This window comes from Micromonospora sp. L31 (assembly GCF_052068075.1).
In the GTDB taxonomy this organism is placed as follows: Bacteria; Actinomycetota; Actinomycetes; order Mycobacteriales; family Micromonosporaceae; genus Micromonospora; species Micromonospora purpureochromogenes.
The window spans coordinates 63,955-77,910 of the sequence record NZ_JBQHDC010000004.1; the positions used below are offsets into that span (position 1 = coordinate 63,955).

A 13,956-nucleotide genomic window follows, 5' to 3' on the forward strand; every position below is an offset into this window, starting at 1 on the left:
GCCGGGCACGGTCGCAGCCGGGCCGGGCGCGGTGTCGGCTCCGGTCGGAACGGTGTCGGGTGGTGCGGTCTGGTGCACGTGTGCTCCCCGCGAGGGTCCGGTGTGGTGGGTGAGTGGCGTGGTCACCGGTGCTCTCCGGTCAGCACGACCACCGGGTTGGTGGCGGCCAGGCGCAGCGAGCCGCCGGGCAGGTCGGCGAGGCGGGCGGCGGCGAGCTGGCTGCCCTCGACCGCGTAGCCGGCGTCGCGCAGCAGGTGAACGGCGGGGGCGACCCGGTCCAGCGCGGCGAGGGTGACCACCACCCGGTCCGGCCGGCGCTCGGCCACCGCGGCGAGCACGTCCGTGCCGCCGCCGCCGACGAAGACGGCGTCCGGGTCGGGCAGCCCGCGCAGCGCCTCGGGGGCGGAGCCGGTCACCAGCCGGACGTCGACGCCGTGCCGGGCGGCGTTGGCCCGCACCGGCGCCCGCGGGTCGCGTTCCACCGCGATCACCGCCGCGCCGAGCAGCGCGCACTCGATGCCCACCGAACCGCTGCCGGCGCCCACGTCCCAGACCAGCCGGCCGAGCCGGGGGCGGAGCCGGGCCACCGCGAGGGCGCGTACCTCCGCCTTGGTGATCATCGAGTCCCGGTGGGCGTACGCGGACTCGGGCAGCGCCCAGCCGCCGGCCGGCGCGGCGGCCGGCTGGTTGTCCGCGCGCATCGGGCCCATCCCGGCCCCGGCGTCCGCGTCACCGGCGGGCGGGGCGAGGCTGAGCAGGACGTGCGGGTCGGCCCAGCAGCGGCTGGCGGCGTCCTCGGGGGTGGCCCAGGTGACCCGCTCGTCGGCCGTGCCGAGGTGCTCGGCCACCACCAGGCGGCGGGACCAGCCGACGAGGCCGGCGCCGAGTTCGGCCGCTCCGGCACCGGGCGCGGTGAGCACCGCGACGGCGGGCAGCGCGCGGCAGGCGTTGAGCGCCGGCCGGGGGTCGCGGCCGTGCGCGGTGACCACGGCGGCGCCGTCCCACGGCAGTCCGGCGCGGGCGAACGCGGCAGCCACGCTGGAGACCGCCGGCAGCACCCGCAGCGGCAGCCCGGCCGCCCGCAGCCGCCGGACGATGCCGAAGAAGCCGGGATCGCCACTGGCCAGCACGACGGCGTGCTCGCCGGCGGCGACGGCGGCGCGGAGCCGGTCCAGGGCGGGGGTGAGCGGCCCGAGGGTCACGGTCGGGCAGCCGGGCGGCACCGGCACGGCGGCGAGATGCCGGGCCCCCCCGACCACCAGCCCGGCCGCGGCGAGCGCCTCGGCCAGCCCGGGGTGCACCGGCCGACCGGCGGCGTCGATCCCCACCACGGTCACGGCCGCGCCGGCGGTCACGCGGCCCACCGGCCCGAGGAGGCGACGACCCGGGAGCCGGCGAAGTCGACCATGGCCACGTCGACGGTGACCGCCCGCTCGGCGAAGCGGAGCAGCACCTGGCGTACCCGGTGGCAGAGCAGGTCCCCGGCGGGGCCGAGCAGGCCGGCGGCCTCCCACAGCTCGTACGCGTGCCGCCCGGTGTTCGCCGCGGTGACCGCCGCGACCAGGTCGGCGTCGCCGCCGGCCTCGGCGGTGACCGCGCCGAGCAGCGACAGGTCCACCTTGGAGCGGGTGTAGTGGGTCATCAGGATGCCGGCGGCGAGCTTGGCCAGCTTGCCGGCCATCCCGACGAAGACCACCCCGGTCATCCCGTCGCCAACGGCGGCGGTGACCGCGGCGCCGGTGAAGTCGCCGACCTCGACGAAGCACACCTCGGGCAGTTCCGGCAGCAGTTCCCGGGCGGCCCGCTCGGTCCGCCCGCCGGTGCAGAGCACCACGGTCGACTCGCCCTGGGCGGCCATCACGTGCACCGCCTGCACCACGCTGGCCCGCCAGGAGGCGGTGGAGAAGGGCCGGACGATCCCGGTGGTGCCGAGGATCGAGATGCCGCCGAGGATGCCGAGCCGCCGGTTGGTGGTCTTGCGGGCCATCACCTCGCCGCCCGGCACGCTGATCACCACCCGGACGCCCACCTCGGTGAGGTCGACCACCTCGGCCACGGCCTGGCCGATCATCCGGCGCGGGGTCTCGTTGATCGCCGGGCCGCCGACGGCGAGGCCGAGCCCGGGCTTGGTGACGGTGCCGACGCCGGGGCCGCCGGCGAGGTCCAGGCCGGGCTCGGCGCGCCAGCAGACGGTGGCGGTGAGGTGCGCGCCGTGGGTGACGTCCGGGTCGTCGCCGGCGTCCTTGACCACCACCGCCTCGGCGCGCGCCTCCGGCGCCGGGGTGAGGTCGCACCGGGCGACCGGGAAGCTGACCCGCCGGCCGCCGGGCAGCCCGATCTCCACCTCCGGCTGCGGCACACCGGTGACCAGGGCGGTCATCGCGGCCTTGGCCGCCGCCGTCGCGCAGGCGCCGGTGGTCCAACCGGTACGCAGCGCGGTGGGCCGGACCTTTGCGGTACGCGGCAGGTCCGGCTCGCGCAGCGGCGGCTCGACGTACGTCACCGGGGGCCGTCCCCCGACCCGGCGGCGCGGGCGCGGCGCAGCTCGGCGCGGGCGGCCGGCTCGGCCCGGCGGAAGGTGTGGAAGTGCCCGGGGTGGTACAGGTGCGAGCGGGTGCCGGTGGCGGCGAGCGCGGGGCCGACCAGGAAGAGGGTGTGCTTCCAGAGCCGGTGCTCCTTGACGGTGGCCTCCAGGTCGGCCAGCGCGCAGCGCACCACCAGCTCGTCCGGCCAGGTCGCCTGGTACGCCACCACGACCGGGGTGTCCGGCGGGTAGCCGCCGGCCAGCAGCTCGGCCTGCGCCTGCCCGGAGCGGGCGGCGGAGAGGAACAGCGCCATCGTGGTGCCGTGCCGGGCGAAGTCGCGGACCCGCTCCCCCGGCGGCATCGGCGTCTTGCCGCCCTCGAGGCGGGTGAGGATCACCGACTGGGCCACCTCGGGGATGGTCAGCTCCCGGCCGACGATGGCCGCCACCGCGGTGAACGAGGACACCCCGGGCACGATCTCGACGGCCAGGTCGAGCGCCCGGCACAGGTCGAGCTGTTCCTGCACCGCGCCCCAGAGCGCCGGGTCGCCGGAGTGGATCCGGGCCACCGTCAGCCCCTCGGCGGCGGCCCGCCGGTACAGCGGCAGCACCCCCTCGATCGGCAGCTGCGACGAGTCGACGATCTCGGCGTCGGCGCGGGCGTGGGCGAGGACGTCGGCGTGCACCAGGCTGGCCGCCCAGATCACCACGTCGGCGGCGCCGATCACCCGGGCGGCGCGCAGGGTGAGCAGGTCGGCGGCGCCGGGTCCGGCCCCGACGAACCAGACCTTTCCGGTGGTCGTCACAGTTTTCCTCCCCGGCGGTCCCGGCGCGCCGGGACCAGCAGTGTCGACAGGTACGGCAGGTCGTCGGCGGCGGCGTCGACCGGCCCGATCCGCTCCCCGGGCAGGCCGACCGACCGGCCGAGCACGGCGTCCGGCAACCGGTCGTGGCGGCGCAGCTCGTCGACCAGCTCGGGGTGCCGCCGCCAGCCCTTGTAGACGACGACGGTGCCCGGCCCGGCCAGCGCGTCGGAGACGAGCGCCAGCCCGGCGGTGGCCGGCAGCAGGGTGAGCGGCTCACGGCCCTCGCAGAGCGGCACGCCGCTGCGCGCGGCCAGCTCCTGCATCGCGGTGATCCCGGGCACGGTGCGCACCTCGACGGCCGGCCGCAGCGCCCGGACGCTCTGCGCCAGGTAGCCGAAGGTGGAGTAGACGTTCGGGTCGCCGATGGTGGCGAAGGCGATCGAGGCGGCGCCGCCGTCGAGGGCGGCCACCACGGCCCGGGCGGCGGCGTCCCAGGCCCGCTCCCGGCGGGCGGTCACCCCGCCCCGGTCGTCCAGCGCGAACGGCAGCCGGCGCAGCCGGTCCGCATCGACGTGCGCGCGCACGGTGGTCTCCGCCCGGCCGGGGGGCGCGTCGCCGTCCGCGGCCAGCCGGTCCATCACCGGTACGACCACCAGGTCGGCCTCGCGCAGCACCCGCACCGCCTTGAGGGTGAGCAGTTCGGGGTCGCCCGGGCCGACGCCCACCCCGGTCAGCGTCGGCGCGCTCACCGGGCCGCCGCCTCGACCAGGCGGCGGGCCGCCGACGGGTGCGCCGCCCAGTGGGTGTGCAGGTAGGAGGCGTGCACCCGGCCGTCGACGAAGCCGTGCCGCCCGCCGTCGAAGTGCCACGCCGGCCGGTCCCCGTGGCCGGGGTCGGTGGCGGTGCGGTGGAACTCGTGGCCGCGTACCGGCTCGCCGGCCCGGTGCGGTGGGGAGTCGGCGGCGGCGACGGCCTCCCGGTAGCCGAGGGTGAGCGTGCCGGTCATCCGGGCGGTGTGCGGCAGCCGCCCGCACATCGGCACCCCGTCGAGGGAGCGCCCGAGGTAGAGCAGGCCGGCACACTCGGCGACGATCGGCCCGTCGAAGTCGGCCAGTTCGGCGCGGAGCGCGGAGTTGGCCGCGAGGGCCTCGACGTACACCTCGGGGAAGCCGCCGCCGACGACGACGGCGCGGGTGCCGGCGGGCAGGGCGGGGTCGCGCAGCGGGTCGAAGCGGACCACGGTGGCGCCGGCCGCAGCGAGCAGTTCGGTGGTCTCGGCGTACGAGAAGGTGAAGGCCGGGCCGCCGGCCACCGCGACGACCGGACGGTCGGGGCCGGCGGGGCCGCCGACGGCGCTGGCCGGGTCCCAGGCTCCGACGGTCAGCGGCGGGGCGGTCCGGGCGAGGTCGAGCACCGCGTCGAGGTCCACGGTGGACTCGATCAGGTCGGCGAGGGCGTCGACGACGGCGAGCGACTCGGGGGCCCGTTCGGCGACCGGCACCAGCCCGAGATGCCGCGACGGCGCGGTCACCTCGGCGGCCCGGGTGACCGCCCCGAGCACCGGTACGCCCACCTCGGCGAGGGCGTCGCGCAGCAGGGTCTCGTGCCGGGGCGAGCCGACCCGGTTGAGCAGCACTCCCCCGATGCGCACGCCGGGGTCGAAGGCGCGCATGCCGAGCACCAGCGCGGCGGCCGAGCGGCCCTGCGCGGTGGTGTCGAGGACCAGCAGCACGGGCGCGTCGATCAGCCGGGCGACGTGCGCGGTGGAGGCGTACGACCCGCGGCCGACCGCCCCGTCGTGCAGCCCCATCACCCCTTCGACGACCGCCACGTCGGCGGGGGTGGGGACGCTCGCGCCGTGCCGCAGCAGCGGCGCGATCCGCTCCTCGCCGACCAGCCAGGGGTCGAGGTTGCGGCCGGGCCGCCCGGCGGCGAGGGCGTGGTAGCCGGGGTCGATGTAGTCGGGGCCGACCTTGTGCGGGCTGACGGTCAGGCCGCGCCGGCGCAGCGCGGCGAGCAGGCCGGTGGCCACGGTGGTCTTGCCGTGCCCGCTGGCCGGGGCGGCCACCACCAGCCGGGGCAGCGGCCACGGCGCGTCCGGGCTCACCATTCGATGCCCTTCTGACCCTTCTGGCCCGCGTCCATCGGGTGCTTGACCTTGGTCAGCTCCGCGACGAGGTCGGCGGCGGCGACCAGCCGCGGGTCGGCGTCCCGGCCGGTGATCACCACGTGCTGGAAGCCGGGGCGGCCGGCGAGGGTGTCGACGACCTCGTCGACGTCGACCCAGCCCCACTTCATCGGGTAGGTGAACTCGTCGAGCACGTACAGGCCGTAGCGTTCGGCGGCCAGGTCGCGCTGGATCTGCCGCCAGCCCTCCAGGGCGTCGGCGGCGTGGTCGGCCGCGCCGCCGCGCTGGATCCAGGACCAGCCCTCGCCCATCTTGTGCCAGGCGACCGGGGCGCCCTGGCCGGTGCGCTCGTGCACCTCGCCGAGGGCGCGGAAGGCGTTCTCCTCGCCGACCCGCCACTTGGCGCTCTTGACGAACTGGAACACCCCGATCGGCAGCCCGGCGGTCCAGGCGCGCAGCGCCAGCCCGAACGCGGCGGTGGACTTCCCCTTCATCTGTCCGGTGTGCACGACCAGCAACGGACGGTGGCGCCGCTGCCGGGTGGTCAGCCCGTCGGCGGGCACCGTGGACGGCTTGCCCTGCGGCATCAGGCGCTCCTTCTGGTCGTGGTGGCGGGTCCGTTCGCGCAGTTGTGGTGGGTGCCGGCACGGCAGGCGCAGGCCCGACCGGTGGCGAGTTGGCGGAGGGGGTCGGTGGCGACCGTGTCGAGGCGGTGGTGGTCCGCGCCGAGCTGGGCGGCGAGGCGGCGACCGAGGCCGAGCCGGACCGGGCCGGACTCGCAGTCGACGACCACGCTGGGCGCGCCGGTGGCGGCGAGCACCGCCGCGGCACGGGCGGCCCGGTCCAGCGGGCGGTCGCCGGCGGTGGCCCGCCCGTCGGTGACGACCAGCACCAGCGGGCGGCGCTTCGGGTCGCGCAGCCGCTCCACCCGCAGCAGCTCGGCGGCGGCGAGCAGCCCCTCCGCCAGCGGGGTGCGCCCGCCGGTGGGCAGCTCGGCCAGCCGGGTCGAGGCGGCCAGCACCGAGGAGGTGGCCGGCAGCAGGGTACGCGCGCCGGCGCCCCGGAAGGCGATCACGGCGACCTTGTCCCGGCGCTGGTAGGCGTCGGTGAGCAGGGCGAGCACCGCGCCCTTGACGGCGGACATCCGCTGCCGGGCGCCCATCGACCCGCTGGCGTCGACCACGAACAGCACGAGGTTGCCCTCGCGTCCCTCCCGGACCGCCTCGCGCAGGTCGTCCGGGCGCAGCAGCAGCGGGCCACCGCGCCGGCCCCGGCCCGGCTGGTGCGGGGCGGCGGCCCGCAGCGTCGCCGGCAGGTGCAGCGCGCCGGGCCGACCGGCCGGCACCCGCTCGCCGGTGGTCCGGCCGCGCCCGGTCCGGGCGCGGGAGCGCCGTCCCGGCACGCCGTCGCCGATCCCGGGCGCGGTGAGCAGCCGGGCCCGCAACCCACCCTGGGGTACGGCCACCGGCTGCGCCCCGCTCGCCGGCCGGCCCTCGGTCCGGCCGTCTCCCGCGTCGCCTCCGGGGCGGGAGCCGTGGCCGTCGCCGCCGTCGGGGCCGTCGCCGGGACCGCCGTCGGTACGGTCCAGCCACCGGTCGTCGTCGTCCGCCGGCCAGCCGCCGTCGCTGCGGCCGGCCGGGTCGGGGCGGTCGTTCCGTTCGCCGGAGCGTCCGTCGTCGTCGGCCTCGGTCGACCCGGGTTCGCCGCGCCCTGCCGGGCCCGAACCGCCGGGACCGTGGTCGTCGGCGTGGCCGCCGGCCGGGTGGCCGCCCTCGCCCCCGCCCCCGCCGGGGCCGTCCGGACCGTCTTGGGGGCCGGCACCGCCAGCCGGGCCGCCGCCAGGCGGGTCGTCGTCCGGGTGCTCGTCCTGGGCCCGCCGCAACGCCTCGTCCAGGCGCTTCTCGTCCAGGTCCGGGCTGTCGAACGGGTCGCGGCGGCGACGGTGCGGCAGTGCGAGCCGGGCGGCGACCCGGACGTCCTCGGCACCCACCCGGTCCCGGCCCTGCCAGGCGGCGTGCGCGAGGGCGGTACGGGCGGTGACGATGTCGGCGCGCATCCCGTCCACGTCGAACGCGGCGCACACCTCGGCGATCTGGCGCAGCGCGGCGTCGGGCAGCCGTACCCGGTCCAGCCGCCGCCGGGCGGCGGCGACCCGGTGGGCGATCTCGGCGTCGGCGTCGGCCCACCGGGCGGCGAACCCGGCCGGGTCGGCGTCGGCGGCGAGCCGGCGGCGGACCACCTCGACGCGGACGGCCGGGTCGCGGCTGGCGCCGACGGCGACGGTGAGCCCGAACCGGTCGAGCAGCTGCGGGCGCAGCTCCCCCTCCTCCGGGTTCATCGTGCCGACCAGCAGGAACCGGGCGGCGTGGCTGACCGAGACGCCTTCCCGCTCGACGTGGCAGCGGCCCATCGCGGCGGCGTCGAGCAGCAGGTCGACCAGGTGGTCGTGGAGCAGGTTCACCTCGTCGACGTAGAGCACGCCGCGGTGGGCGGCGGCGAGCAGGCCCGGCTCGAAGGCGCGTACCCCCTCGCCGAGGGCCTTCTCCAGGTCGAGCGAGCCGACCACCCGGTCCTCGGCGGCGCCGACCGGCAGTTCGACCAGGCGGGCCGGGCGGCGCTCGGCCGCCGGCTCGGCCGGGTGCGGCCCGTCCGGGCAGGCGGGGTCGGCGGCGGCCGGGTCGCAGGCGAAGCGGCAGCCGGCGACCCGATCGACCGGGGGCAGCAGCGCCGCGAGAGCCCGCACGGCGGTGGACTTGGCGGTGCCCTTCTCGCCCCGCACCAGCACCCCGCCGATGGCCGGGGAGACGGCGTTGAGCAGCAGGGCCAGGCGCATGTCGTCCATGCCGAGCACCGCGCTGAACGGGTAGCCACTCATTGCCGGTCCTCCAGGTCGCCCTCGCTGGCCAGGTACGTCTCGCGGAGCCGGTCGAGGGTGGCCGGTTCGGGCGCCGCCCACAGGCCCCGGTCGGCGGCCTCCAGCAGCCGCTCGGTGATGCCGCGCAGCGCCCACGGGTTGGACTGCTCCAGGAACTCCCGGGTGGTCTCCTCGAAGACGTACGCGGCGGCCAGGTGCTCGTACATCCAGTCGTCGACGACGCCGGCGGTGGCGTCGTAGCCGAACAGGTAGTCCACGGTGGCGGCCAGCTCGAACGCGCCCTTGTAGCCGTGCCGGCGCATCGCGGCGATCCACTTCGGGTTGACCACCCGGGCCCGGAACACCCGCCGGGTCTCCTCGCCGAGGGTGCGGGTGCGTACGTCGTGCGGCATCGCCGAGTCGCCCACGTACGCGGCGGGCGCGGCGCCGGTGAGGTGGCGGACCATCGCCACCATCCCGCCGTGGTACTGGAAGTAGTCGTCGGAGTCCACGATGTCGTGTTCGCGGGTGTCCTGGTTCTTCACGGCGACGGCGATGCGGGCGAAGGAGCGTTCCATGTCGGCGCGCGCCTCCCGCCCGTCCAGGTCCCGGCCGTAGGCGTAGCCGCCCCAGACGGCGTACACCTCGGCGAGGTCGGCGTCGGTGCGCCAGTTCCGGGCGTCGATCAGCGGCAGCAGCCCCGCCCCGTACGCCCCCGGCTTGGAGCCGAAGATCCGGGCGGTCGCCCGGCGGGCGTCGCCGTGTTCGGCGAGGTCGGCGTCCACGTGGGCCCGGACGAAGTTCTCCCCGGCCGGCTCGTCGAGGGCGGCGACCCGGCGTACCGCGTCGTCGAGCAGCGCCACGACGTGCGGGAAGGCGTCGCGGAAGAAGCCGGAGATGCGGACGGTCACGTCCACCCGGGGACGCCCCAGCTCCGCCAGCGGCACCACCTCGACGCCGGTGACCCGCCGGGACCGGTCGTCCCAGGTCGGCCGGCAGCCGAGCAGGGCCAGCACCTCGGCGATGTCGTCGCCCTGGGTACGCATGGCGCTGGTGCCCCAGACGGTGAGCCCCACCGAGCGGGGGTACGCGCCGGTGTCGGCGAGGTGCCGGGCGAGCAGCGAGTCCGCGAGGGCCACCCCGACGTCCCAGGCGTTGCGGGACGGGATGGCCTTGGGGTCGACGGAGTAGAAGTTGCGGCCGGTGGGCAGCACGTTGACCAGGCCGCGGGTGGGTGAGCCGGAGGGGCCGGGCGGCACGAACCGGCCGTCCAGCGCGCCGAGCACCCGGTCGATCTCGTCGGTGGTCCGGGCCAGCCGGGGCACCACCTCGCGGGCGGCGAAGCGCAGCACGTCGGCGGCGTCGCCGATCGCCCGGCCGGTGACCTCCTCGACCACCGCGTCGACCTTGTCGGCGTCCCAGCCGAGGGTCTCCATGCCGACGACCAGCCGGCGGGCCAGGGCCTCGACCAGGTCGACGGCGTCGGCGGCGGTGGCGGCCGGCCCGTCGGCCGCCTCGGTCAGCGGCTCGGGCACGGCGATCCGCCGTCCCGGCTCGGCGAGCAGGTCCTGCTCGTCCAGCCCGTACGCGGCGGCGAGCGCCTGGCGCAGGCCGGGCAGGGCGCGGGTGCCGCCCCAGACCTGGGGGGCGCGCAGCACGGCGAGGACGAGGTTGACCCGGGCCTCGCCGGTGGGCGCCTCGGCGAGGATGTGCAGCCCGTCGCGGATCTGCACGTCCTTGACCTCGCAGAGGTACCCGTCGAGGTGCAGCACGAAGTCGTCGAAGTCGTCGGCGGCCGGCATGTCATCGGTGTGCAGGTCGTGGTGCAGCTCGGCGGCCCGGACCAGCTCCCAGATCTGCGCCCGCACGGTCGGCACCTTGGCCGGGTCGAGCGCCTGGACGGTGGCGTACTCGTCGAGGAGCTGTTCGAGTTTGGCCAGGTCGCCGTACGTCTCGGCGCGGGCCATCGGCGGGACGAGGTGGTCGACGACGACGGCGTGCGCCCGGCGCTTGGCCTGGGTGCCCTCGCCGGGGTCGTTGACGATGAACGGGTAGACCAGCGGCAGGTCGCCGAGGACGGCGTCGGGGGCGCAGTCGGCGGCGAGGCCGAGCCCCTTGCCGGGCAGCCATTCCAGCGTGCCGTGCTTGCCGAGGTGCACCACCGCGTCGGCGCCGAAGCCGCCGTCGGCCACCGGCGCGGCCAGCCAGCGGTACGCGGCCAGGTAGTGGTGGCTGGGCGGCAGGTCGGGGTCGTGGTAGATGGCGATCGGGTTCTCGCCGAAGCCACGCGGCGGCTGGATCATCAGCACCACGTTGCCGAAGCTCAGCCCGGCCAGGACCAGGTTGCCGCCGTCGGCGTACAGCTCGCCGGGCGGCTCGCCCCAGTGGGTGCGCATCCGGTCCCGCAGCGGCGCCGGCACCCGGGCGAACCAGCGCCGGTAGGTCTGCCCGGGTACCCGCGCCTCGGCGGCGGCGAGCTGCTCGGGGGTGAGCCATTCGACGTCGTGCCCGCCGGCGGCGATCAGCGCGTGGATCAGCGCGTCCCCGTCGGTGGGGACCGGCTCGTCGCCGAGGTCGTAACCGGCGTCGGCGAGGGCGGCGAGCAGCCGTACCGCCGAGGCGGGGGTGTCCAGGCCGACCGCGTTGCCGACCCGGGAGTGCTTGGTCGGGTACGAGCTGAGCACGACGGCGAGGCGCTTGTCGGCGTTGGGCACGTGCCGCAGCCGGGCCTGGCGGACGGCGATGCCGGCCACCCGGGCGGCCCGCTCCGCATCGGCGGCGTAGACCGAGAGCCCGTCGGCGTCGACGCGCTTGAACGAGAACGGCACGGTGACGATCCGCCCGTCGAACTCGGGGATGGCCACCTGCATCGCGGCGTCCAACGGGGAAAGTCCGGCGTCGCTGCCGGCCCACTGCTCGCGGGTGCTGGTGAGGCAGAGCGCCTGCACGATCGGCACGTCGAGGGCGGCGAGCGCGCCGACGTCCCAGGCATCCTCGTCGCCCCCGCCGGAGGCGTCCGCCGCGACGGCACCGCCGGCGGCGAGCACGGTGACGACCAGGGCGTCGCAGCGGGCGAAGAGGGGCAGCGGCCCGTCGCCGGGGGTGAGCCCGCGCAGCGAGCCGCAGAAGATCGGCAGCGGGTCGCCGCCGGCCGCCTCGACCGCGTCGGCGAGGACGTCGACGAAGCCGGTGTTCCCGGCGAGGGCGTGCGCCCGGTAGAAGACGATCCCGACGGTGGGGCGGGTCGCCGTCGACACCGCGGCGGCCCGGTCGCCGTGCACCCCGTACGCGGGGGTGGGCGCGGGCGGGTCGAAGCCCTCGCCGGTCAGCAGCACCGTGTCGGAGAGGAACCGGGCCAGCTCGGCCAGGTTCTCCGGACCCCCCTCGACCAGGTAGGACAGCGCCTGGGTGGCCACTCCGGAGGCCACCGTGGAGGCGGCCATCAGCTCCGCGTCGGGCACCGCCTCGCCGCCGAGCACCACCGTGGGCACGCCCGAGGCGAGCACGGCGGCCAGCCCGTCCGGCCACGCCTGCCGGCCGCCGAGCAGGCGTACGACGGCGAGGTCGACGCCGTCGAGCAGCGCCGGCACGGCGTCGGCGGCGACCCGGGCGGGGTTGGCCAGCCGGTAGTCGGCGCCGCTGGCGCGGGCGGCGAGCAGGTCGGTGTCGGCGGTGGAGAGCAGCAGGATGCGCACGGACGGCTCCGGAGAGTGACGCCCGGACCGGCGCGGGGCCGGTCGGGCGAGGCGAGGGGACGGGCGCGGTTCAGCGGGTACGACGGGCCGCCGGGCGGATCACCGGCGATGGACCGGTGGGCGGCACGGTGCGGCGGTCAGCGGTGAACGGCGGAACGCGGGGCGCGGGCGCCGGACGGGGTGTCCGGACGGTCGGCCGGCGCGACGGCGCGGCCGGGCAGGGGCGCGTCAGCGCGCCCGGAACGGGTACGACGGGGCTCGTCGGCGGTGGAGACGCTGCGCGTCATCGGGGTCCTCCTCGGGTGTCCACGCCCTGGGGTCGCTCCGACGGCCGAAGTATCCTGGCTTCCGGATCAACGCTCTCCCCCGGCCTTCCAACCGCAGGAACACGGCCGTGACTCGCAAGGGGGGATCGCTCCCCGGTGACAGTGGCGGGACCGCGCCGGAATCGCACCGACTTCCTTCACTGCCGTCAGGCCGCGAATGCTGCCACACCCCTCGGCACCGGGTCAACGCCGCCCCGGCTCGCGCCGGGCGGGCCGGCCCATCGAAGCCCGACGATCATCAGCGACCGTCCCCGCACTTCGGACAATGTCCGACCTCGATGTCGCGCCCCCTTTGCTCTGCTGCCTCGGAGGCACCACTGGGAGCGCTTCGCTGTTGCCGCGGCGGCAGCAGAGCAAAGGGGACGGTGCGGGCGGGTATCCGCCGGTCAGCGTCGACGGCGGGGCCATCGGCCGGGGGCCGAACGCCTACGATCGGTCCCGCCGGCCGAAGAATCGCCGGTCGATCGGGAAAGGACCCCAGCCATCGCCGAGCCCACGTTCCACCACCTCGCCGGCCGGGTCTGGCTCTACCCGGGCGATCCCGACCCGGGCACCATCCAACCGAGCGTGGCGCTGATCACCGACGAGCGCGGCGGCGTGCTGGTCGACGCCGGGCACAGCCCGGGCCACGCCCGGGAGATCCGCGCCGCGCTGACGGCGGCGGGGCTGCCCGAGCCGCGCTGGCTGGTCTACACCCACCACCACTGGGACCACGTGTGGGGCGCCTGCGCCTGGCCGGGCGTGGAGATCGTCGGGCACGTCGCCGGGGAGGCGCCGCTGCGCGCCGAGGCGGCCCGCCCGTGGAGTCAACGCTACCTGCGCGAGCAGGTCCGCGCCGAGCCGCGACTCGGCCCCAGCTTCCGGGCCCGCGCCCTGGCCATGGACTCCTGGGACGACTTCGCGGTGCTGCCGCCCACCCGCACCTTCACCGACGAGCTGGAGCTGCCCACCGGCGTACGGCTGCGCCACGTCGGCGGCCGGCACGCCCCCGACTCGACCGTGGTGCTGGTGCCCGACTCGGCGGTGATGCTGCTCGGCGACTGCTTCTACCCGCCGCCGATGCACCTGCGCCAGGACGGGGACGGCCCCGACCTGGCGCTGGTGCGCCGGCTGCTCGACGACCGCTACCACTGGTACGTCTCCAGCCACGCCGACCCGATGACCCTCGACGAGGCCCGCGCCGCCGTCGAGGGGTGAGCGGTCAGCGCATCCGGCGCTCCGGGTGGGCCCGGTTCCAGACCCGCATCCGCTCCGGGTAGCCGGTCTTCGCCGCCTCGTAGAGCGGCACGGCGTGCCGGCCGGCCAGCTTCGCCGCCACCTGCGGCGAGCCGGTCCGGCGGCGGATCCACTCGCCGTCGTGGGCGATCGCCACCACCGTGGTGTCCGTGGCGGTGGTCTCCGGCTCCAGGTAGAACTCCACGCCCTGCCGGCTCGTCACGAACTCCTCCAGCGCGGCCAGGTCCTCGCGGGTGGCCTCCCGGTCGAGCTTCGTCGGGGTGGGGACGGCGGCCCGCGACCGCCGGCTGAACCAGCCCATCTGCCCGCTCCTCTCCTCGGCGTCCCTCCAGTGGAGCACCGTCACCTGACAGTCGGCTGCGAGGCGGGTGAGCGTGAGCTGACCGG

Annotated in this window: 10 protein-coding genes and 1 riboswitch; of the genes, 1 reads left to right on the forward strand and 9 read right to left on the reverse strand. The window is 77.0% G+C overall.

The annotated features are described in order from the left end of the window. Positions 1–122 precede the first annotated feature (122 nt). Genes cbiE through cobN form a run of 8 tightly spaced genes read right to left on the reverse strand, consistent with a single transcriptional unit; the run spans position 123 to position 12,007 of the window. Positions 123–1,364, reverse strand: coding sequence for a precorrin-6y C5,15-methyltransferase (decarboxylating) subunit CbiE (gene cbiE, locus ACTMS9_RS13060; RefSeq protein WP_441165015.1), 1,242 nt, complete (start codon positions 1,362–1,364; stop codon positions 123–125). Next, positions 1,352–2,503: a cobalt-precorrin-5B (C(1))-methyltransferase gene (locus ACTMS9_RS13065; protein WP_441165016.1), complete on the reverse strand. Its 1,152-nt coding sequence runs from the start codon at positions 2,501–2,503 to the stop codon at positions 1,352–1,354. The genes cbiE and ACTMS9_RS13065 overlap by 13 nt, the downstream gene beginning before the upstream one ends. Further along, positions 2,500–3,330, reverse strand: coding sequence for a precorrin-4 C(11)-methyltransferase (cobM, locus tag ACTMS9_RS13070; protein WP_088961633.1), 831 nt, complete (start codon positions 3,328–3,330; stop codon positions 2,500–2,502). The genes ACTMS9_RS13065 and cobM overlap by 4 nt, the downstream gene beginning before the upstream one ends. Beyond that, positions 3,327–4,079, reverse strand: coding sequence for a precorrin-2 C(20)-methyltransferase (cobI, locus tag ACTMS9_RS13075; protein WP_441146082.1), 753 nt, complete (start codon positions 4,077–4,079; stop codon positions 3,327–3,329). The genes cobM and cobI overlap by 4 nt, the downstream gene beginning before the upstream one ends. After that, entirely contained in the window at positions 4,076–5,440 is a 1,365-nt protein-coding gene (locus tag ACTMS9_RS13080) for a cobyrinate a,c-diamide synthase (RefSeq protein WP_441165017.1), read from the reverse strand. Before ACTMS9_RS13080 ends, cobI begins: the two co-directional genes overlap by 4 nt. Next, entirely contained in the window at positions 5,434–6,045 is a 612-nt protein-coding gene (cobO, locus tag ACTMS9_RS13085; RefSeq protein WP_441146086.1) for a cob(I)yrinic acid a,c-diamide adenosyltransferase, read from the reverse strand. The genes ACTMS9_RS13080 and cobO overlap by 7 nt, the downstream gene beginning before the upstream one ends. Then, the gene (locus ACTMS9_RS13090) at positions 6,045–8,333 is read right to left on the reverse strand and encodes a putative cobaltochelatase (protein WP_441146088.1); all 2,289 of its coding nucleotides are present in this window, start codon (positions 8,331–8,333) and stop codon (positions 6,045–6,047) included. Before ACTMS9_RS13090 ends, cobO begins: the two co-directional genes overlap by 1 nt. Beyond that, the gene (gene cobN / locus ACTMS9_RS13095; RefSeq protein WP_441165018.1) at positions 8,330–12,007 is read right to left on the reverse strand and encodes a cobaltochelatase subunit CobN; all 3,678 of its coding nucleotides are present in this window, start codon (positions 12,005–12,007) and stop codon (positions 8,330–8,332) included. Before cobN ends, ACTMS9_RS13090 begins: the two co-directional genes overlap by 4 nt. Positions 12,008–12,319: 312 nt before the next feature. Further along, positions 12,320–12,496: riboswitch (cobalamin riboswitch) on the reverse strand. Between the two features lie 404 nt (positions 12,497–12,900). Between cobN and ACTMS9_RS13100 the strand changes: the two genes are divergently transcribed. After that, entirely contained in the window at positions 12,901–13,530 is a 630-nt protein-coding gene (locus tag ACTMS9_RS13100; protein ID WP_441165019.1) for an MBL fold metallo-hydrolase, read from the forward strand. Positions 13,531–13,534: 4 nt separating this feature from the next. Here the strand turns inward: ACTMS9_RS13100 and ACTMS9_RS13105 are convergent, their stop codons facing one another. After that, a complete protein-coding gene (locus ACTMS9_RS13105) occupies positions 13,535–13,870 on the reverse strand; it encodes a hypothetical protein (protein WP_154936393.1) in 336 nt (111 codons plus the stop codon). Positions 13,871–13,956: the final 86 nt, after the last annotated feature.

What these genes read in the sequence shown, in the direction of transcription:
- ACTMS9_RS13080 (WP_441165017.1), bottom strand. Translation starts at nt 5,440, where the DNA reads ATGGTGAGCCCGGACGCGCCGTGGCCGCTGCCCCGGCTGGTGGTGGCC.
- cobO (WP_441146086.1), bottom strand. Translation starts at nt 6,045, where the DNA reads ATGCCGCAGGGCAAGCCGTCCACGGTGCCCGCCGACGGGCTGACCACC.
- ACTMS9_RS13090 (WP_441146088.1), bottom strand. Translation starts at nt 8,333, where the DNA reads ATGAGTGGCTACCCGTTCAGCGCGGTGCTCGGCATGGACGACATGCGC.
- ACTMS9_RS13105 (WP_154936393.1), bottom strand. Translation starts at nt 13,870, where the DNA reads ATGGGCTGGTTCAGCCGGCGGTCGCGGGCCGCCGTCCCCACCCCGACG.